Below are 20,356 nucleotides of genomic sequence, written 5' to 3' on the forward strand. Positions count from 1 at the left end.
GGCCGACTTCCTGCGCAAAGGTCCGGAAATGTCGTCGCCGCTTCGGCTGTGCCGAAGCGGCGACGGGCGACAGGGTGTGCCGGCCCCGCTCCCACCCCGGTGGGGCGGGGCTTTGCGTTGCCCGGTAACGCTTCGGCATCTGCCGCTGCAGTGGCCATTGACACCCCGCTGAGGCGGACCGTACGGTCCTGTCGAAGCAACTGGAAAGTTTCCTAACAGTTCACGTCGATCGGTGGGAAGGGGAGGATTCCGGCATGACCAAGAGCACCGCCAAGGCCCCCCTCGCCGGCACCCCCAGCCTGTTGCGCGCCATCAACGACCGCGCCGCCCTCGAACTGCTGCTGGAGAACGGCCCGCTCTCCCGTACCCAGATCGGCGCCCTGACCGGGCTGTCCAAGCCCACCGCCTCGCAGTTGCTGTCCCGGCTGGAGGCGGCCGGGCTGGTCCTGCCGGTCGGCACCACCGAGGGCGGGCCGGGCCCCAACGCGCAGCTGTACCAGGTGAATCCGGCCGCCGGGTACGTCGCCGGGCTGGACGTCACCAACAGCGGGATCAGAGTCGCCGTCGCCGACATCACCGGCAGCACGCTGGCCGAGCACAGCGTGTCCACCAGAGGCGTACCGGCCGCGGAGACCGTGCCGAGGGTGGCCGCCGCCGTCGCCGAGGCGGTCCGGGCCGCCGGGCTGCCCGAGGGCAGCCTGCGTACCGTCGCGATCGGCGTCGGCGGCGCCCCCGACCCGGTCACCGGCAAGCTGCACTACGCCTCCCACCTGCCCGGCTGGCATTCGCCCCGGCTGGTGGCCGAGCTGACCGAGGCGATCGGCGCGCCGGTGTCGATCGAGAACGACGTGAACCTGGCCGCGGTCGCCGAGCAGGTCTCCGGCGCGGCGGCCGGCTTCGAGGACTTCGTCCTGCTCTGGGCCGGTGCCGGCGTCGGCGCCGCGATCGTGCTCGCCGGACGGCTGCACCGCGGCTTCACCGGCGGCGCCGGTGAGGTCGGCTACATGCCGGTGCCCGGCTCACCGGTCGAGTGGGACGCCCGCCGCCGCAAGTTCGGCGGCTTCCAGGCCCAGGTCGGCGCACCCGCCGTCCGGACCCTGGCGCGCGAGCACGGGCTCGGCGCGCCCACCGCGGAGGAGTCGATCGCCAAGGCCCTGGAGACCCCGGGCGCCGGTGACGCCTTCCTCACCGAACTGGCCGGACGGCTCGCCGTCGGGCTGTCCGTGATCGTCGCCGTGGTCGACCCCCAGCTGGTGGTCCTCTCCGGCGCGGTGCCGAGCGCCGGCGGCGAACGCCTGCGCGCGCTCGTCGAGGACGAGCTCGCCCGGATCTGCCTCGCCCGTCCGGAGATCCGCAGCAGTGCCCTGCCCGGCTCGCCCGTCCTGCTCGGCGCCCTGCAACGCGCCCTCACGGACGCCCGCGAGACGGTCTTCTCCACCCACTGAACCGCGCCCACCGGCCCACCCACAGACCGCCCACAGACACCGCCCACAGACGCTCCCCCTGCACCCACCTCTCCCCGACCCCCTACGCGGGCCCCGAGGCAATGACGCCTGCCCGCGCACCCCCAGGAGGACCTCGAAGTGCACGCCACCACCTCCCGCAGAGGCCGCCGCACGGTCGCCGCCGTCGCCGGCAGCGCCGTCCTGGCCCTGTTCGCCTCCGCCTGCACCGGTTCCAGCGAGTCGGGCGGCAACGACGACTCCGCCGGCGGCAAGGACGTCACCATCACCTTCTGGCACGGCTGGAGCCAGGACAACGAGGTGAAGGCGATCAACGACACCATCGCCGCCTTCGAGAAGGCCCACCCCAATATCCACGTCAAGCCGGTGGGCAACGTCGCGGACGACAAGGTCAACCAGGCCCTGCGGGCCGGCGGTGACGACGCGCCGGACGTGGTGTCCTCCTTCACCACCAACAACGTCGGCATGTTCTGCTCGACCAAGGCGTTCACCGACCTCAAGCCCCAGCTGCAGAAGAGCGGCATCGACGCGGCCAAGACCTTCCCCGCCGCGATGCTCAACTACACCCGGTTCCAGGGCAACCAGTGCTCGCTGCCGCTGCTCGGCGACGCCTACGGGCTGTACTACAACAAGAAGGCCTTCGCCGCCGCGGGCATCACCGCCCCGCCGAAGACTTTCAGCGAGTTCGCCGACGACGCCAAGAAGCTCACCGTCGCCGACGGCGACTCGTACAAGCAGCTCGGCTTCATGCCGCTGTACCACGGCTACGAGTCCACCACCGAGCACTTCCTCGGCCAGTACGGCGCCACCTACTTCGGCGCCGACGGCAAGTCGAACCTCGCCACCGACCCCAAGGTCGCGGCGATGCTCACCTGGCAGAAGGGCATGGTCGACCAGCTCGGCGGCTACGCCAGGCTGGACAAGTACCGCGCCACCTTCGGCGAGGAGTTCAGCGCCAAGAACCCCTTCCAGACCGGCCAGGTCGCGATGGCCATCGACGGTGAGTGGCGCACCGCCTCGCTCGCCGAGAACAAGCCGGACTTCGACTGGGCCACAGCGCCGTTCCCCGTCCCGGACGACCAGGCCGCCACCTACGGCCGCGGCTACCAGACCGGCACCATCGTCGGCATCGCCAGCACCAGTAAGAAGCAGGCCGCGGCCTGGGAGTTCGTCAAGTTCCTGACCACCGACACCGACGCGGTGGTCGACTTCGCCAACGCGATCCACAACGTGCCCAGCACCTTCGACGCGCTCAACTCGCCGAAGCTGGTCAGCGACCCCGCCTTCAAGACCTTCCTGGACGTCGCCAAGAACCCCGACTCGGGCACCACGCCGGCGAGCGTCAACGGCGGCGGCTACATCGTCTCCCTGCAGAACCTCGGCTACGACATCGAGTCCGGCAAGCAGACCGACGTCCAGGCGGGCCTCGCCGCCACGGCCAAGCAGATCGACACCGACATCGCCCAGGCGAAGTAACGGGAACGGTCCACGGAGCTCCCCATGTCACTCGCGTTCGGCACCCGCAAGGGCGCTGGGGCGGGGGCACCCGACCCGGCGGCGCCCTCCACGCAGCACCTGCTGCGCCGGAAGCGCCGCCGGGAGGCGGCCCGCACCCTCGCCTTCCTCTCCCCCTGGCTGATCGGGTTCAGCGTCTTCTTCGTCTACCCGCTGGTCTCCACCGCCTACTTCTCCTTCACCCGGTACAACGGCTTCGGCGCCCCGACCTTCAACGGCCTGAAGAACTGGGACTACGTCCTCAACGAGCTGCCGACCTTCTGGCAGGGCCTGCGCAACACCGTGTGGCTGGTCCTGATCATGGTGACCCTGCGGGTCGCCTTCGGCCTCGGCATCGGGCTGCTCATCACCAAGGTCAAGACCGGCGCCGGGTTCTTCCGCACCGTCTTCTACCTGCCCTACCTGGCCCCGCCGGTGGCCGCCACGGTGGCCTTCGCCTTCCTGCTCAACCCCGGCACCGGCCCGCTCAACCACCTGCTCGGCGAGCTCGGCCTGCCGCAGCCCGGCTGGTTCGCCGACCCGAACTGGTCCAAGCCCGCACTCACCCTGCTCGCCATGTGGGGCATCGGCGACCTGATGGTCATCTTCATGGCCTCGCTGCTGGACGTCCCCAAGGAGCAGTACGAGGCGGCCGAACTGGACGGCGCCGGCCCGTTCCAGAAGTTCCGGTACGTCACGCTGCCGAACATCTCGCCGATCATCATGTTCGCGGTGGTCACCGGGGTCATCCAGACCATGCAGTACTACACCCAGGCGATCGTCGCCGGGAAGGTCGCCAGCGGCATCGCGGGCAACTCCGGCCAGCAGTTCGAGCCCGGCTTCCCCCAGGGCTCCACCTGGACCCTGCCGCAGATGGTCTACAACCTCGGCTTCCAGCGCTTCAACTACGGCGCGGCCTGCGTCGTCGCCCTGGTGCTGTTCGCCATCTCGATGGCCGTCACCTCGATCCTGCTCCGCCGCAAGTCCGGCTTCATGGCGAGCGACGACTAGCGGACCCTGAGGACCCCACCATGACTCTCAGCTCCACCCTCACCAAGGCACCGGCCGGTGCCTCCCGCACCGGCACCGCCGCCGCCCGGGCCGCCCGGCGCCGCGCGCTGCTCAACTGGGTGGCCGTGCACTCGCTGGCCATCGCCGCCGCGCTGTTCTTCCTGCTGCCCTTCGTCTTCGTCTTCCTCACCTCGGTGATGAACGACCAGCAGGCGCTCACCACCGACTACTGGCCCACCTCCTGGAACTGGGGCAACTACGGCAAGGTCTGGGACACCCCCGGCTTCCTCACCTGGTGGCGCAACACCCTGGTGTACGCCGGCGCCGGCACCCTGCTCACCGTCGTCTCCAGCCTGCCGGTCGCCTACGCGCTCGCCAGGTTCCGCTTCCGCGGCCGCAACCTGGCGCTGATGGCGGTCATCGCGATGATGATGCTGCCCCCGCAGGTCACCGTCATCCCGATGTACCTGTTCTGGGCCAAGCAGATGGGCCTCGGCGGCTCGCTCTGGCCGCTGATCATCCCGATGGCCTTCGGCGACGCGTTCTCGATCTTCCTGCTGCGCCAGTTCCTGATGACCATCCCCAAGGAGTACCTGGAGGCCGCCCGGATCGACGGCTGCGGCGACCTGCGCACCCTGCTGCGGGTCGTCCTGCCGATGGCCAAGCCGGCCATCGCCGCCGTCGCCCTGTTCCAGTTCTTCTACTGCTGGAACGACTACTTCGGCCCGCAGATCTACGCCAGCAACAACCACGAGGCCTGGACGCTCAGTTACGGCCTGGAGTCGTTCAAGGCCGCCCACCACACCAACTGGAACCTCACCATGGCCGCCACCCTGCTGGTGATGGCCCCGGTGATCGTCCTCTTCTTCTTCGCACAGAAGGCCTTCATCGAAGGCGTGACACTGACAGGGGTCAAGGGCTGATGGCCGCCACACTCAAGTCCGGCAGTTCCTCGCTCAAGCTGGCCATCGTCGGCGGCGGTTCGACGTACACCCCCGAACTCGTCGACGGCTTCGCCCGGCTGCGCGACACCCTGCCGATCGGCGAACTGGTGCTGATCGACCCGGCCGCCGAGCGGCTGGAGCTGATCGGCGGCCTCGCCCGGCGGATCTTCGCCAAGCAGGGGCACCCCGCAGCGGTGTCGGTGACCACCGACCTGACGGCGGGCGTCGCGGACGCCGACGCCGTGCTGCTCCAACTGCGGGTCGGCGGACAGGCCGCGCGCAACCAGGACGAGACCTGGCCGCTGGAGTGCGGCTGCGTCGGCCAGGAGACCACCGGCGCGGGCGGGCTCGCCAAGGCGCTGCGCACCGTGCCGGTCGTCCTGGACATCGCCGAGCAGGTCCGCCGGACCAGCCCGGACGCCTGGATCGTCGACTTCACCAACCCGGTCGGCATCGTCACCCGGGCCCTGCGGAGCGCCGGCCACAAGGCCGTCGGGCTGTGCAACGTCGCGATCGGCTTCCAGCGCAAGTTCGCGGCCCACCTGGGGGTGGACCCGGAGCTGGTCCGGCTGGACCACGTCGGGCTCAACCACCTCACCTGGGAACGCGGGGTGACCCTGCTGGACGCCCCGGGCGCCGTGAGCGGGCGGGAGGTGCTGCCCTCGCTGCTCAGTGACTTCGGCAAGGAGATCGCCGACGACCTGCACCTGCCGCAGGCCTTCGTCCGGCGGCTCGGCGTGGTGCCCTCGTACTACCTGCGGTACTTCTACCAGCACGACGCGGTGGTCGGGGAACTCAAGGCCCAGGGCTCACGGGCCGCGCAGGTCGCCGAGATCGAGCGGCAGCTGCTGGAGCTGTACGCCGACCCCGCACTGGACACCAAGCCCGAGCTGCTCGGCAAGCGCGGCGGTGCCTTCTACTCGGAGGCCGCCGTCCAGCTGATCTCGGCCCTGCTGGGCACCGGCGGCGGGACGTCCGTCCAGGTGGTCAACACCCGCAACGACGGGGTGCTGCCCTTCCTGCCCGACGACGCCGTCATCGAGGTCCCGGCCGAGGTGGACGCCAACGGCATCCGGCCGCTGCCGCAGCGGCCGGTCGAGCCGCTCTTCGCCGGACTGATCGCCGCCGTCACCTCGTACGAGCACCTCGCGCTCGACGCCGCCCTGCACGGCGGACGCGACCGGGTCTTCGACGCCCTGCTCGCCCACCCGCTGGTCGGCCAGATCGACCTCGCCGACCAGCTCACGGACCGGCTGCTCGCGCACAACCGCGAGCACCTCACCTGGGCCTGAGCGCCCGGCGCCCGGCCCGCCGAGACGGCGGGCCGGGCACGGCGAGGAGACCGATCACCCCCGGCCGGGCTTCACGGCCGGGCCACGTACGAGCCCGGGGACCAGATGACCCACCAGCCCGAACCACTCCTGTCCGGCGTCCTCGCCATCGACGCGGGCAACTCCAAGACCGACGTCGCCCTGATCGGCGCCGACGGCACCGTCCTCGGCACCGCCCGCGGCGGCGGCTTCGCGCCCCAGAAGATCGGCGGCGCCGCCGCCGTGGCCGGCCTCGCCCCCTTGGTCGAGCAGGCCGCCGCGGCCGCCGGCCTGGCCGGCGGCGCCGGCGTGCTCACCAGCCACGTCAGCGCCTGCCTCGCCAACGCCGACCTGCCGGTCGAGGAGGAGGCGCTGCGCACCGCCCTCGAATCGCACCCCTGGGGCCTCAGCACCACCGTCGTCAACGACACCTTCGGCCTGCTGCGGGCCGGCACCGACGGCCCGCGCGGGGTCGCGGTGGTCTGCGGCGCCGGGATCAACTGCGTCGGCCTGCTGCCGGACGGGCGCACCGCCCGCTTCCCCGCGCTCGGCGAACTCACCGGCGACTGGGGCGGCGGCTCCGGCCTCGCCGTCAACAGCATGTGGCACGCCGTACGCGCCGAGGACGGGCGGGGCGGGCCCACCGCACTGGCCCGGGCCATCGCCGAACACTTCGGCCTGCCCAGCGCCGGGGCCGTCGCCGAGGCCGTCCACCTCGGGCACCTGCCGGCCTCGCGGCTGCACGAGATCGTCCGGGTGCTGTTCGCGGCCGCGGTCGAGGGGGACGCCGTCGCCCTGGAACTGATCGACCGGCAGGCCGACGAGATCGTCCGGCTCGCCGTCGTCGCGCTCGGACGGCTGGAACTGCTGGACTCGCCCGCCCCGGTGGTGCTCGGCGGCGGGGTGATCGCCTCCCGGCAGCCGCTACTGCTCGACAACCTGACGGCCCGCCTGGCGCAGGCCGCGCCACTGGCCGAGCCGCGGGTGGTCGTCGCGCCGCCGGTGCTGGGCGCGGCGCTGCTCGGGCTCGACCACCTGGGCGTGGACGGGGCGGCGCAGGCGCGGGTGCGCGAGGTGTACGAGGCGCCGCGGACGGTCGCGGCCTGAGGCCGTGTCGGCTTGAGGGCTCTCCCTTTGAGGTTTCGCGCCCCCGTCGGATCCGCACGTCCGGCGGGGCGGGAACAGTTCGGCGAGGACGGGAACCGTTCGGCGGCGGGAACTGTTCGGCGCGCGCCCGGCGTGTACCCCGGTGCCGACCGCCACCGCCGCCCGGGGAGACTGGTGCCATGGCCGTGCCCCGCATCCTCCTCGCCGCCGCCGTGCTGACCGCAACCGCCGTGGCCGGCCTCACCGGCTGCACCCCCGCCGACTCCCGCCCGACGGTGACCGCCGCCTCCTCCGCCGCGGCCCTCGCCGACGACGGCGTGGACGACCCGCTGGACGACGATGGCGACGTCGTCGACGACAGCACCTACACCGCCGCCGGACCCATCACCGACCCCGCCGCCCCCGCGGACCCTGCCGCCTCTGCGGACCCTGCGGACCCCGCGCCGGAGTGCACGGCGCCCGCGGCCGTCCCCGGCCACCAGGTGCTGATCATGGTCGCCGCCGGCCCGGCCGAACTCACCGCCCAACCCGCCCGCTACACCTGCACCCCGCCCCGCTACGAGGCGACCGGCACCCCTGTCCACTACGGCTTCGCCGCGGCGGGCGTCACCGCCACCCTGGTCGACCGCGCGCACGAGGAGGCGGCGAAGCCCGTCCAACCGGACGAACTGGTGACCCACCTCAACGACTGCCTCGCCGAGCGCGACCCGGCCGACCCGTACGGCTGCTACGGCAACGCCTACGACGTCGTCCTGGACTCGCACGGCCGGATCATCCGGATCGCCGAGATCGAAGTGCCGACACCGTAGGGCACCGGACCGGGGGTGGGAAGGGGCCCGGGGTGGGCGATTCGTGCAGGTCCTGGGGAGGGCAATACGGTGTAAAAGCCCCCTTCAACTGTTGAGATTCGCCGTCGCTACGCGCATCAACCTGCTGTCAGCTGGGGGCTTTTGACTTTCGATACGTTTTCCGGGGCCTCCCTTGGGGCTGGTCTTACTATCGGCGTCGTTGACCCGGTTTCGGCGGCGGTGCTTTGCTTCCGGCCGTCGGCAGTGAACCGGTCCCCCATCCCCGCTTCACTGACTGTTCATGACGAACGGTCGGTGGCAACCGGCTTGCCTGCCGTCGCTCCTCCCCATTTGTCCCCCACGGTGTCGCCGCGCCCTACCGGTGTGCGGTCGGCATGAGAGAGGAACCCTCACGATGGGCATGTCCCCCACCTCCCGCCGGGCGCGAGTCCGGGCCCTGACCGGGCTCAGCGCGCTGACGCTGGCCGCCGCCGGTTTCGCCGCCGCCCCGGCCGCCCAGGCCGACCAGCCGGGCAGCGAGTTCGCCGGGCAGAGCCACCCGTACCGGCACGGCGTCGTTCCCACCAAGGAGGCGAGCAAGACCGCCTCGGCGCAGCGCACCTCGAACCTGCACTTCGGCGGCGGTGTCGACGGCATCGGCGTCACCACCGGCGCGCCGAAGGTGTACGTGATCTTCTGGGGCTCCCAGTGGGGCACCGCGGGCACCGACGCCAACGGCTACACCACGCTGACCGGTGACCCGTCGGGCGAGGCCGTCCGCGCCCAGCAGCTGTACAAGGGTCTCGGCACCAACAACGAGACCTGGTCCGGCGTCATGACCCAGTACTGCGAGGGCGTCGCCAAGGGCGCCACCAGCTGCGGGTCCACCGCCGCGCACGTCGGCTACCCGACCGGCGGCGCGCTGGCCGGCGTCTGGGTGGACACCTCCGCCGCCGCCCCGGGCCAGGCCACCGGCAACCAGATCGCCAACGAGGCCATCAAGGCCGCCGGGCACTTCGGCAACACCACCGCGGCGTCCAACCGCAACGCCCAGTACGTGGTGCTCTCGCCGACCGGCACCCACCCGGACGGCTTCAACACCTCGACCGGCAACTTCTGCGCCTGGCACGACTGGAACGGCGACACCACGCTGACCGGCGGCGCGGCCACCTCGCCCTACGGTGACGTGGCGTTCAGCAACGACCCGTACGTGACCGACATGGGCACCTCCTGCGGCCAGAACTACGTCAACAGCGGCAACGCGGGCCTGCTGGACGGCGTGACCATGGTGTTCGGCCACGAGTACTCGGAGACCGTCACCGACCAGAACCCGGCCGGCGGCTGGACCGACTCGACCGGTTACGAGAACGCCGACAAGTGCGCCTGGAAGGGCGTCGGCGGCGTCGGCGGCTCGCAGAACGTGACCTTCGCGACCGGGTCGTTCGCGATGCAGGGCACCTGGTCGAACGACGTCAGCGGTTGCCAGATCTCGCACGCGATCGTCCCCTGATCAGCGCCCCCTGAGCAGCGTGGGGCAGCTCGGGGAACGACTGATCCGACGGATCCGAACGGCCGGAGGGGTCTTGTGCCCTGAGGATCCGATGCGGGGGAAGGCGCCGGGGTGGGTTGTGCGGGCCCACCCCGGCGCTTCGCGCTGTCCGCCTTGCACTGTCCGCAGCTCCGCGGCGCGCTACGAGGGCGCCTTTACGAGGGCGCGACGAGGCCGAACTCGTAGGCGTGGATGACCAGATGGACCCGGTCGCGGGCGTCCAGCTTGGTGAACAGCCGGGCGACATGGGCCTTGGCGGTGGCCACGCTGATGGTGAGCTCCTCGGCGATCTCCGTGTTGGACAGGCCGCGGCCGACCAGGGTGAGCACCTCGCGCTCGCGCTCGGTGATGCCCTCGGCGGACTTCCGGGGCCGGGCGGAGGCGTCCGGCCGGGCGGCGAACTCGCCGATCAGGCGGCGGGTGATGCCGGGGGCGAGCAGGGCGTCGCCGGCGGCGACCACCCGGACGCCGTCCAGGATGGTCTCCAGGGCGAGGTCCTTGACCAGGAAGCCGCTCGCCCCGGCGCGCAGCGCGCCGTACACGTAGTCGTCGTCGTCGAAGGTGGTGAGGACGAGCACGTGGGTGGCCGGCTCGGGGTCGGCGAGGATCCGGCGGGTGGCCTCGATGCCGTCCATGCCGGGCATCCGGATGTCCATCACGGCGACGTCCGGGCGCAGCCGGGCGACCAGTTCGACGGCCTCGGCGCCGTTGCCGGCCTCGCCGACCACTTCCAGGTCGGGGGCGTCGGCGATGAGCACGCGCAGGCCGGTGCGGATGAGGGGCTGGTCGTCGACCAGGACGACGCGGATCACGGTCCCACCTCCAGGACGGCTGCTTCGGGTGTTTCCGGTGTTTCGGTCGGTTTGGAGATCGGCAGTCGGGCGGCGACCCGGAAGCCACCCCCGTTGCGCGGGCCGGCGCTGAACTCGCCGTGCAGCAGGGCGACCCGCTCGCGCATGCCGGCCAGGCCGTAGCCGGTGCCGGGAGTGTGGGTCGACGAGCCCGCGCCCAGGTCGACGACGGTGACGGCGAGTTGCTCCGTGCCGTACTCGACGGTGACGTGGCAGTCGCGGGTGCCGGAGTGCTTGACCACGTTGGTGACCGCCTCCTGGACGATCCGGAAGGCGGCGAGGTCCACCTCGGGCGGCAGGGCCCGGGCTTCGCCGCCGCGGGTGATCGCGACCCGCACCCCGGCGCCCGCCGTCTTCTCCACCAGCCGGTCCAACTCGCCCAGCCCCGGCGCGACTTCGAGCGGCGCGGCCTCCCCCTCGCCCTGCCGCAGCGCTCCCAGCATCCGGCGCAGCCCGGCCAGGGTCTCCCGGCTGGTGGCCTCGATGGCGTCCAGCGCGTTGCGGGTCTCGGCGGGCTGGGTGTCCATGACCCGGCTGCCCATGCCCGCCTGGATCGCGATGATGCCGATGTTGTGGGCCACCATGTCGTGCAACTCGCGGGCGATGCGCAGCCGTTCGGCGGTGACGGCCTGCTCGGAGGCGCGGCCGCGCAGGGCCTCGGCGTGGGCGCGGCTCTGGCGGACGGTGTTGCCGATCAGCCAGGCGATCAGGACGGTGGCGGCGAGGCCCACGTAGGCGTACGGGTTCACGGCGTATCCGTTGACGGCGCCCCAGGTGAACAGCGTGGCGAGCACGGTCAGCGGCATCGACGCGGCGATCGTCGAGACCAGGCGGGAGCGGGTGACCACGCAGTAGCCGACCACCACCTCGGCGATCAGGAACTGCACCGGCGCCGTCGGGACGGTCCACATCCCAAGCGCGAAGACGCCGCCCGCCAGCGCCACCGCGACGGCCGCCAGCGGCAGTCGGACCAGCAGGAAGGCGACCAGCGTGGTGACCACGGCGGTGACCACCAGGGGCATGTCCTCGGTGTTGCCGTTGTAGTCGAAGAGGTGGATCAGCTCCCTGTCCCGGGTGAAGAACCGGAACACCACGATGGTCGTCCAGAACGCCGCGACCCACACGCCCGCGGGCAGGCGCCTGAGCAGGGGCGGGCGGGGTTCGGTGATCATGACGCGATGGTAGCGGCGGGCCGTACGGCGGCGCATTGGCCCGCGGGAGTAATCCCGGGGGCGGGGGCGGCCGCTCCCGGTTGTGTCCCGCCGCCCGATGCCCGACCACGGCCCTGACCGGCACGGTTGTCCCCGTGATCGAGATCGAGCGACTGACCAAGCGGTACGGCGCCACCACGGCCGTCGACCAGTTGACCTTCACCGTCCGGCCGGGCACCGTCACCGGCTTCCTCGGCCCCAACGGCGCGGGCAAGTCCACCACGCTGCGGATGATCCTGGGCCTCAACACCCCCACCGAGGGCACCGTCACCGTCGGCGGGGTGCCCTTCGCCGGCCGGCCGCGCGGACTGCGGCACGTCGGCGCCCTGCTGGACGCGGGCGACGTCCACGGCGGGCGCAGCGCCAAGGCGCACCTGTCGGCGCTCGCCCGCAGCAACCGGATCCCGCTCGGGCGGGTCGACGAGGTGCTGGCCGAGGTGGGGCTCGGCAAGGCCGCCGGGCGGCGGATCGGCGGCTACTCACTGGGCATGAAGCAGCGTCTCGGCATCGCCGGCGCCCTGCTCGGCGACCCGCCGGTGCTGCTCTTCGACGAGCCGCTGAACGGGCTGGACCCGGAGGGCGTGCTGTGGGTGCGCGGGCTGTTCCGGCGGCTCGCGGACGAGGGGCGGACGGTCTTCGTCTCCAGCCACATGATGGCCGAGATGGAGCACACCGCCGACCGGCTGATCGTGATCGGCCGCGGCCGGCTGATCGCCGACGAGAGCCTCGCCGAGTTCTCGGCCCGCAACGCGGAGTCGAGCGTGGCCGTGCGGGCGCCGGAACTCTCCCTGCTGGCCGACGCCCTGCGCGCCGAGGGCGCCGAAGTCTGCCTGGTGGAGCCGCAGTTCGCGGTCGTCACCGGAATGCCCGCCGAGCGGATCGGTGAACTCGCGCAGCGCCACGGCGTGGTGCTGCACGAGCTCGCCACGCGCACGTCGTCCCTGGAGTCGGCGTTCATGTCCCTGACCGCCGACAGCGTCGAGTACCTGGCTGGAGAGGCCCGATGAGCACCATGACCGTTGGCTCCGTCCGATTCGCCGAGCCGGTCCCCCGGTTCACCGACCTGCTCGCCGCCGAGTGGATCAAGCTGCGCTCGCTGCGGTCGACGTACTGGCTGCTGGCACTCGCCTCGCTGGTGGCGATCGTGATCAACATCAACGCCGTGCACAGCGACCTGACGTACATCGACAACCCGCCGCCCAAGATGGCCGGCTATCCGGCGTTCCGGTACGACCCGCTGTACCACGGCCTGAGCGACATCGCCTGCTACCTGTTGGCGATCGCGGCCGGCAGCCTCGGGGCGATCACCGTGTTCGGCGAGTACACCACCGGCATGGTCCGCACCACCTTCGCCGCGGTGCCGGACCGGCGCGGGGTGATCGCCGCCAAGGTGGTGCTGATCGGCGGGATCACAGCGTTGGCCGGGGCCGTGGTGTCGACGGTGTCCTTCTTCACCACCAACGCGATGCTGGCCTCCCGGCACGTCGGGCTCTCCATCACCGAAGGGGTCAGCCTGCAGGCCGTCCTCGGCTACGCGGCGATCGTGCCGGTCTGCGCACTGATCGGGATGGCGCTGGGCGCGGTGCTGCGGCACGCCACCGGCTCGATCGTGTCGCTGGTGCTGCTGATCTTCATCCTGCCGCTGATGTTCGGCGGGGACCGCTACCGGTGGCTGCACGAGATCGGCAGCCACCTGCCGCTGGCCACCGTCGGCCGGCTCACCTACAACCCCGACTCCAACACCACGATCAGCAAGTGGGCGCCGAGCGTGCTGGACTCCTGGATCACCATGGGGGTGTGGGCAGCCGTCTCGGTGGCGGTGACGGTGATCGTGGTACGGCGACGGGACGTGTGAAGTCCCGCCTGGTCAAAGGATGTTGAGGCGCCGCGCGGTCTCGGCGGGCAACTGGTACGGGCGTTCGGGCGGCAACAGCCGCTGCGCCTTCGCCGACTGCCCACCGCGGACCAGCGCGGCGATCCGCTTGTCGGGGCTACGGGATCAGCTGGGCGCCGATCATGCCGCGCGCGGCTGCGACGGTGGCGCGCCAGACCGGGACGACGGCGTCGAACAGGCCGGAGACGTCGTCCGTGCCCCGCAGAACGTCCCGGGCGCGCTCCTCGGCCGCGGCCCGTTCCGCGTCGTCCAGGTCGAACACCGCCTCCACGGCGGGCAGCGCCGCCCGCACCTCCTCCGGGCTGAGGACCAGGTCCCCGAACCAGCCCGGCAGGCCCGCCAGCCGCTCGGGGCCGAGCGCGTGGGCCAGGCCGAGCACCGGGTAGCGGTTGCGGGCGGAGACGCAGACGTACGGGCCGATCTCCTTGCCGCAGTCGTTCCAGGCCTCGTACAGCCCGTTCGGATCCTGCCCGAGCGGACCGGGCACCAGGCCCTCCAGCTCGTCCGTGCTCAGCGCGCCACCCCGCTCCCAGCGTCGGCGCAGCTCGACGTTGCCCGGGTCCGCGGCGTGCTCGTCAAGGAGTGCCCGCAGCCTCGGGCCGTGACGCTCGACCGCGGCGGCGGGTGCCGGGATGAGGAACCACACGCCGGAGTAGCTCATGGCTACTCAGGCTAGGGCCCGGCAGTGACAGGTCAGGAGAGCAGCTCGGGTCCGGCCCCGGCTCCTCAGGCCGTGGGGGCGGCGGCCTTGGCGCGGAAGGCGCCGAGGGTGGCCGCCGGGACGCCGCAGGCGGGGAGGAAGGAGGCGGCGCCGCCGTGGCGGGTTCGGACGTGGGCGAGGAAGACGGACATCGCTTCGGCGGGGGCCTGGAGGAGGGGGGCGGGGATGGTGAGGTGGCGGCCCTGGGGGTCGGTGACGCGGGTGGTGCCGTGGTCGTTGAGGGCGGTGCGGTGGCGTTCGGCGAGGTTGGCGAAGATCTGCGGGAGGGCGTCGGCGGTGCGGGCGTAGTCGGCGATGATGCGGTCGGCGGGGACGCCGAGGAGGTCGAGGAGCAGGGCGATGACCAGGCCGGTGCGGTCCTTGCCGGCGGCGCAGTGGAGGAGTACGGCGCCGGGGCGGGTGGTGGCCTCGACGGCGGCGGCGACGGCTTCGGGGGCGGATTCGGCGAGCAGGAGGTAGAACTCGCCGAGGTCGGCGGCGGTGGTCATGGTCGCCATGTGGGCGGTGAGGGCGTCGGTGGCGGGGTTCACCGGGGCGGCGACCACGGCTATCCCGGCGGCTTCGGCGGCGGCCCAGTCGGCGGGCCGGGTCTCGCGGGGGTCGCGCAGGTCGACGATGGTGCGGATGTCGCAGGAGCGCAGCTGGGCGACGACGGCCTCGTCGGCGGCCGGGTAGGGCTGGGCTGAGCGGTACAGCACACCGGCGCGGATCCGCAGGCCCTCGGGGTCGCTGAGGGCGGCGGGGTCGCGGAAGTTGACCAGGGACATGCGAGGGGGCCTTTCGGTGAAGCCGCACACGGAGGGGAAGGACATCCAGTAGGACATCTAGACGTCTAGATGTCCAATCCCTCGCCGGGTGCGGGTCACCTCTCCATCCCACCGCTGTCGGCCCGCCACGGCGAGCCGGAGGAGCGGCCTCGGCTTCGTAGGATCGGTCCGTGGCGACGAACCTCCCGAGCACTCCCCCGAACACCCCGCTGTACCGCCGGCTGGCCCGCCGGCTCCAGGAGCGGATCGACGCCGGCGGCTACCCCGCGGGCGCCCGGCTGCCGAGCGAGCCGGAGCTGAGCGCCGAGTTCGGCGTGAACCGGCTGACCGTGCGGCAGGCGGTCGCGGAGCTGGAGCGGGCGGCCGTGGTGGAGATCCGCCGGGGCGTGGGCACCTTCGTCCGCCCGCCCGCCGTCCGCGTCTCGATCGCGGTGGACCCGCGCAGCCAGCGCTTCGACCTGGGCAGCGTGCACGAGGCACTGCCCGAGGGGGAGCAGGGGGACGGCGAGTTCGTGGTCGCCGCCCCGCCGGTGACCGGCTCGGCGGAGGACGAGGAGGCCGCCCGCCAGCTCGGCCGGGAGCCGGGCGGGCTGTCCCGGCTGGACTCGGTGATCCGCCTGGGCGGGCGGGCCCGGGCGGCGTGCAGCTACTGGGTGCCGTTCGGGCCGCTGCCCGCCGAGCTGGTGCGGCCCGGCCACGCCGGGAACCTGGTGCGGGACCTGGCCCGGGCGGCCGGGGTGGAGCTGGAGTACGACTGGCGGGCCTTCGGCGCGATCGGCGCGGACCTGGCGGACGCCGAGCTGCTGGGCGTCCCGGCCGGCACCCCGCTGCTGGTGCGCGAGGGAGTCAGCTGCACCCCGGACGGCACCCCGTCGCTGTACGTCCGGCGGCGGATCGACGGCAGCAGCGCGCGCTTCGTGCTGCACTTCCGCGAGCGGTAGTGCACGAGCCCCGGCCGTAAGGACCCTGATAGGGTTCACCGCCCGAAATCAGGCCGCACGGGGGCTGGCAGGACACGGTGACCGAGACGAACGAGTGCGACATACCCACCGAGCTGGCCGAGGCGTACCTCGTCCTGCTCGCCGACGTCTCCCGCACCGGGCGCCTGCTGCGCCGGGACGAACTGGAGGGGCTGCGCCGGCTCGGCGAGCAGTGCGCCGAGGCCGGCTACGGGCTGCGCGAGGTGGTCTCGCACTGCCTGGCCGCGGCCCGGCGGGCCTGGCAGACGCTGCCGGGGACGACGGCCGCGAGCAGCGTCGGCGAGCTGCGCCGGATGGGCGACGCGGTGCTGGCCGCCACCGACGCCGCACTGGCCGCGCTCGGCGAGGGGCACGAGCGGTCGCAGCGCCTGGCGGTCCGCCAGGAGGAGGCGGCCAGGCGGGAGTTCATCGACGACCTGCTGCACGGCCGCAGCGACCTCGGGCTGCTCGCCGAGCGCGCGGAGCGGTTCGGGCTGCGGCTGGCGGGCGCGTACACGGTGGCGGTGGCGATCGGCGACGAGCGGTTCGCGGACGTCCATCCGATGGTGCACCGGGTGGAGCGGGAGCTGACCGGGCGGTTCGGCGAGCGGGACGTGCTGCTGGCCAGCAAGGACGGCCGGCTGGTGTGCATCGCCCCGGACTCCGAGCGGGCCGTGCTGGAGGCCTTCGCGGACCTGACGCTGCGCCCCGGCCCCGGCTACCGCCCGGTGCTGCGGGTGGCGACCGGGCGCCGGCACTCGGGCGCGAGCGGGGTGCTGCGCAGCTACGACGAGGCACTGGACGCGCTGGACTACGCCCAGCGGCTGGACCTGCCGGCCTGCCGGCTGAAGGCCGAGGAGCTGCTGGTCTTCCCGGTGCTGATGCGCGACCGGGCGGCGATGGCCGATCTGGTGCGCAGCGTGCTCGGCCCGCTGACCGAGGCGCGCGGCGGGGCCCGTCCGCTGCTGGACACCATCGCGGTGCAGGCGGAGGCGGCGTACGTGAACGCGGAGGCGGCGCGCCGGCTGGGGCTGAGCGTGCGCACGCTCAGTTACCGGCTGGAGCGGATCAAGACGCTCACGGGGTACGACCCGGCGGACGCGCTGCAGCGCTTCACCCTGGAGACGGCGGCCATGGGGGCGCGGCTGCTGAACTGGCCGGAGCAGCCGCTGTAGGGCGCGTCCCGGCGCGCCCGCAAGGGGTCGGCAAACCCCGGATGACCTGCCCGGGGCCGTCCTGTTGCCCGACTGTTGCAGTGTCACGGGAAACGCGCGTACCAGGGTGTCAAAAGGCCGTAAAGATTGCCGGATCCTGGCAATGTGCGGGCGCCTCCCCCGCTGCCATGATCTCCCCGGCGCCGATGTGCGGCGCCGTGGGAAAGGCGGGGGAGCATGGCCGGGACGGGGGGCTTCTTCGCGGCCGCGCTGGCCTTTCCGACGGCGGTGTTCAGCTTCGCGCTGGTGGTGGTCGTCGGGTACTGGCTGCTGATGCTGATCGGTGGCCTGGGGTTCGACGCCCTGCACGGGGGGCATGGCGTCGGGCACCACCTGGGTGCCGGGCACGCCGGGCACGTGGGCCCGGTGGGTCACGTCGGACACGGTGCCGGGGGGCACGGTGTCGGGGGGAACGTGGCCCACGGGCCGTCCGGCGGGCACGGTGCCGGTGGGGGGAGTGCCCACGGTTCCGAGCACGGGAACGGCCACCACGGGGGCGTGCTGGACGCGCTGGGGCTGGGCGGGGTGCCCGCGACGGTGGCGGTTTCGCTGCTGGTCGCGCTCGCCTGGTTCGTCAGCCTGTCCGGCACCGTCCTCACCTCGGGGGCACCGGCGCGCGGCGGCGTGTTCGCCGTCGCGCTGGTCGCCTCCTGGGCGGGCACCCGGGTGCTCGTCCGGCCGCTGCGGCGGCTGTTCCCGGAGGACCGGCCGATCACCCGGGGGGACTTCGTGGGCCGGGTCTGCGTGATCCGCACCGGCCGGGTGACCGCCGACTTCGGGCAGGCCGAGGTGACCGCCGAGGACGGCTCCACCGCGACCGTCCAGGTCCGCACCCCGGACGCCGAGCCGGGGCTGACCGCCGGTCGCACCGCGCTGATCTACGACTACGACGCGGACGGCGAGCACTTCCTGGTCGCGCCGTTCGACCCGTCTCCGCCAGGCCTCTGACGTATCTGACGCATCTGACGTCAAGTCAGTTTCTGAAATTCACATACCACTTCGCACCACCATCTCGTCAAAGGACTCCGTGATGGACACCATCGCCGTGGGTTTCGGCGTACTCGTCGCCGTCGTGCTGCTCATCCTGCTCGCCGTCCTGCTCTTCGTGGGCCGCCTGTTCCAGAAGGTCGAGCAGGGCAAGGCCCTGATCGTCTCCCGGACCAAGAAGGTGGACGTCACCTTCACCGGCGCGATCGTCCTGCCGATCCTGCACAAGGCCGAGCTGATGGACATCACGGCGAAGACGGTGGAGATCCACCGGGCCGGCCGGGACGGTCTGATCTGCCGGGACAACATCCGGGCGGACATCCGGATCTCCTTCTTCGTCCGGGTGAACAAGACCGTCGAGGACGTCGTCAAGGTGGCGCAGTCGATCGGCACCGCCCGGGCCAGTGACCCGCAGGCGATCCAGGACTTCTTCGCGGCCAAGTTCGCCGAGGCGCTCAAGACCGTCGGCAAGCAGCTGGACTTCACCGACCTGTACACCCACCGGCACGAGTTCCGGGACCAGATCATCGCGGTCATCGGCACCGACCTCAACGGCTACACCCTTGAGGACGCGGCCATCGACCACCTCGAGCAGACCCCGATGAGCCAGCTGGACGGCGACAACATCCTGGACGCCCAGGGCATCCGCAAGATCACCGAGCTGACCGCGATCGAGCACGTGCGCACCAACGAGTACCAGCGCAACGAGGAGAAGGAGATCACCCGGCAGAACGTCGACGCCCGGGAGACCGTCCTGGAGCTCGAACGCCGCCAGGCCGACGCCGAGATCCGCCAGCGCCGCGAGATCGAGACCCTGCGGGCCAAGGAGGACGCGGTGATCGCCCGGGTGCAGGAGGAGGAGCGGCTCAACGCCCAGACCGCCTTCCTGCGCACCGAGGAACTGCTCGGGGTGCAGCGGGAGAACCAGGCCCGCGAGGTCGCGGTGGCGCAGAAGAACCGCGAGCGGGTGATCGCGGTGGAGAACGAGCGGATCGAGAAGGACCGCCTGCTGGAGGTCGTCGGCCGCGAGCGGGAGACCGAACTCGCCGTGATGGCCAAGACCAAGGAGGTCGAGTCCCGCCGCCGGGAGGTCGCCGACGTGGTCCGCGAGCGGGTCGCGGTCGAGCGCACCGTCGCCGAGCAGGAGGAGGCCGTCAAGACGCTGCGGGCCACCGAGGAGGCCGAGCGGGTGCGCAAGGCCGTGGTCATCCAGGCCGAGGCGGAGGCGCAGGAGAAGCTCGTCAAGGACATCAAGGCCGCCGAGGCCGCCGAGCAGGCCGCCTCCCACAAGGCCCGCGAGTCGCTGGTGCTGGCCGAGGCCCGGCAGCAGGCCGCCGAGCTGGACGCGGCCGCCAAGGTCAAGCTGGCCGAGGGCGTCCGGGCGGAGGCCGCCGCCGAGGGGCTGGCCCGGGTGCAGGTGCGGGAGCAGGAGGCCGCGGCGGTGGAGAAGGTCGGCCGCGCCGAGGCCGTGGTGCAGGCCGAGAAGGCCAAGGCGGCCGCGCTGGAGGTCGGCGCCAAGCTGAAGGCGGAGGCCGAGGGCCTGACCGAGAAGGCCGCGGCGATGGCCAAGCTGGACGAGGCCTCGCGCGAGCACGAGGAGTACCGGCTGCGGCTGGCCGCAGAGAAGGACGTCCGCCTCGCCGGGCTGGAGACGCAGCGGCAGATCGCCGAGGCGCAGGCCGCGCTGGTCGCGACCGGCCTGGAGAAGGCGAAGATCGACATCGTCGGCGGGGACTCGGTGTTCTTCGAGAAGCTGGTGCAGTCCGTGACGGCCGGCAAGAGCGTGGACGCCTTCGTCGGCCACTCGCAGACCGCCCAGGCCCTGGCCGGGCCGTGGCTGGACGGACGGGCCAGCTTCACCGAGGACCTCACCCGGGTGCTGTCCTCGGCGTCCACCGCGGACGTGCAGAACCTGACGGTGTCCGCGCTGCTGCTCAAGCTGATCGGCAGCGGCGGTGAGCAGGCCGGGCAGCTGCGGCAACTGCTCGACTCGGCGAAGAAGTTGGGGATCGCGGAGACCCCGATCGGGGCACTGTCCGCCGCTTCCGTGAACGGCTCGAAGTAACAACCCGCTGAGCACCCGAGG

General features: G+C 72.3%; 18 protein-coding genes. 14 read left to right on the top strand and 4 right to left on the bottom strand.

Annotated features, from left to right (window positions below):
- Positions 1-254: 254 nt before the first annotated feature.
- From ACIG5E_RS15385 to ACIG5E_RS15420, 8 genes are all read left to right on the top strand, one after another.
- Positions 255-1,445: an ROK family transcriptional regulator gene (locus ACIG5E_RS15385; RefSeq protein WP_396533897.1), complete on the top strand. Its 1,191-nt coding sequence runs from the start codon at positions 255-257 to the stop codon at positions 1,443-1,445.
- Between the two features lie 138 nt (positions 1,446-1,583).
- A complete protein-coding gene (locus ACIG5E_RS15390; protein ID WP_396533898.1) occupies positions 1,584-2,939 on the top strand; it encodes an ABC transporter substrate-binding protein in 1,356 nt (451 codons plus the stop codon).
- 24 nt (positions 2,940-2,963) lie between these two features.
- Complete coding sequence (locus ACIG5E_RS15395) at positions 2,964-3,968, top strand: carbohydrate ABC transporter permease (RefSeq protein WP_396533899.1); 1,005 nt, start codon at positions 2,964-2,966, stop codon at positions 3,966-3,968.
- 20 nt (positions 3,969-3,988) lie between these two features.
- Positions 3,989-4,891, top strand: coding sequence for a carbohydrate ABC transporter permease (locus ACIG5E_RS15400; RefSeq protein WP_396533900.1), 903 nt, complete (start codon positions 3,989-3,991; stop codon positions 4,889-4,891).
- Positions 4,891-6,204 carry a 6-phospho-beta-glucosidase gene (locus tag ACIG5E_RS15405; RefSeq protein ID WP_396533901.1) on the top strand — a complete coding sequence of 438 codons (1,314 nt, stop codon included), beginning with the start codon at positions 4,891-4,893 and terminating at the stop codon, positions 6,202-6,204. Before ACIG5E_RS15400 ends, ACIG5E_RS15405 begins: the two co-directional genes overlap by 1 nt.
- Positions 6,205-6,309: 105 nt before the next feature.
- Entirely contained in the window at positions 6,310-7,329 is a 1,020-nt protein-coding gene (locus ACIG5E_RS15410; RefSeq protein WP_396533902.1) for an N-acetylglucosamine kinase, read from the top strand.
- 179 nt (positions 7,330-7,508) lie between these two features.
- Positions 7,509-8,138: a hypothetical protein gene (locus ACIG5E_RS15415; RefSeq protein WP_396533903.1), complete on the top strand. Its 630-nt coding sequence runs from the start codon at positions 7,509-7,511 to the stop codon at positions 8,136-8,138.
- A 394-nt stretch (positions 8,139-8,532) separates the two neighbouring features.
- Positions 8,533-9,627: a hypothetical protein gene (locus tag ACIG5E_RS15420; protein WP_396533904.1), complete on the top strand. Its 1,095-nt coding sequence runs from the start codon at positions 8,533-8,535 to the stop codon at positions 9,625-9,627.
- A gap of 194 nt (positions 9,628-9,821) precedes the next feature.
- Here ACIG5E_RS15420 and ACIG5E_RS15425 read toward each other — a convergent pair whose 3' ends face one another.
- Together ACIG5E_RS15425 and ACIG5E_RS15430 are read right to left on the bottom strand one after the other, a co-directional pair.
- Positions 9,822-10,478 carry a response regulator gene (locus tag ACIG5E_RS15425; protein ID WP_396533905.1) on the bottom strand — a complete coding sequence of 219 codons (657 nt, stop codon included), beginning with the start codon at positions 10,476-10,478 and terminating at the stop codon, positions 9,822-9,824.
- Positions 10,475-11,689 (bottom strand): sensor histidine kinase, encoded by a 1,215-nt coding sequence (locus ACIG5E_RS15430; protein ID WP_396533906.1) that lies wholly within the window; start codon positions 11,687-11,689, stop codon positions 10,475-10,477. Before ACIG5E_RS15430 ends, ACIG5E_RS15425 begins: the two co-directional genes overlap by 4 nt.
- Positions 11,690-11,823: 134 nt before the next feature.
- Here ACIG5E_RS15430 and ACIG5E_RS15435 point away from each other — a divergent pair, with 134 nt between their 5' ends.
- Both ACIG5E_RS15435 and ACIG5E_RS15440 read left to right on the top strand, forming a co-directional pair.
- On the top strand, positions 11,824-12,735 hold the full coding sequence (locus ACIG5E_RS15435) for an ABC transporter ATP-binding protein (protein WP_396533907.1): 912 nt from the start codon (positions 11,824-11,826) through the stop codon (positions 12,733-12,735).
- Positions 12,732-13,583: an ABC transporter permease gene (locus ACIG5E_RS15440; protein WP_396533908.1), complete on the top strand. Its 852-nt coding sequence runs from the start codon at positions 12,732-12,734 to the stop codon at positions 13,581-13,583. Before ACIG5E_RS15435 ends, ACIG5E_RS15440 begins: the two co-directional genes overlap by 4 nt.
- 136 nt (positions 13,584-13,719) lie before the next feature.
- On the opposite strand, the gene ACIG5E_RS15445 is transcribed toward ACIG5E_RS15440, so the two are convergent.
- Both ACIG5E_RS15445 and ACIG5E_RS15450 read right to left on the bottom strand, forming a co-directional pair.
- On the bottom strand, positions 13,720-14,283 hold the full coding sequence (locus tag ACIG5E_RS15445; protein WP_396533909.1) for a hypothetical protein: 564 nt from the start codon (positions 14,281-14,283) through the stop codon (positions 13,720-13,722).
- Between the two features lie 65 nt (positions 14,284-14,348).
- Positions 14,349-15,110: a tyrosine-protein phosphatase gene (locus ACIG5E_RS15450; RefSeq protein WP_396533910.1), complete on the bottom strand. Its 762-nt coding sequence runs from the start codon at positions 15,108-15,110 to the stop codon at positions 14,349-14,351.
- A gap of 170 nt (positions 15,111-15,280) precedes the next feature.
- Here ACIG5E_RS15450 and ACIG5E_RS15455 point away from each other — a divergent pair, with 170 nt between their 5' ends.
- The 4 genes from ACIG5E_RS15455 to ACIG5E_RS15470 all read left to right on the top strand — a co-directional run bounded on the left by ACIG5E_RS15455 (position 15,281) and on the right by ACIG5E_RS15470 (position 20,335).
- Positions 15,281-16,051, top strand: coding sequence for a GntR family transcriptional regulator (locus ACIG5E_RS15455; protein ID WP_396533911.1), 771 nt, complete (start codon positions 15,281-15,283; stop codon positions 16,049-16,051).
- A 77-nt stretch (positions 16,052-16,128) separates the two neighbouring features.
- Positions 16,129-17,244, top strand: a complete 1,116-nt coding sequence (locus ACIG5E_RS15460) for a PucR family transcriptional regulator (RefSeq protein WP_396533912.1) — start codon at positions 16,129-16,131, stop codon at positions 17,242-17,244.
- Between the two features lie 216 nt (positions 17,245-17,460).
- A complete protein-coding gene (locus ACIG5E_RS15465; RefSeq protein WP_396533913.1) occupies positions 17,461-18,231 on the top strand; it encodes a hypothetical protein in 771 nt (256 codons plus the stop codon).
- Between the two features lie 82 nt (positions 18,232-18,313).
- On the top strand, positions 18,314-20,335 hold the full coding sequence (locus tag ACIG5E_RS15470; RefSeq protein WP_396533914.1) for a flotillin family protein: 2,022 nt from the start codon (positions 18,314-18,316) through the stop codon (positions 20,333-20,335).
- Positions 20,336-20,356 lie beyond the last annotated feature (21 nt).

The sequence above is a fragment of the Kitasatospora sp. NPDC053057 genome, assembly GCF_044546945.1.
Lineage (GTDB): Bacteria > Actinomycetota > Actinomycetes > Streptomycetales > Streptomycetaceae > Kitasatospora.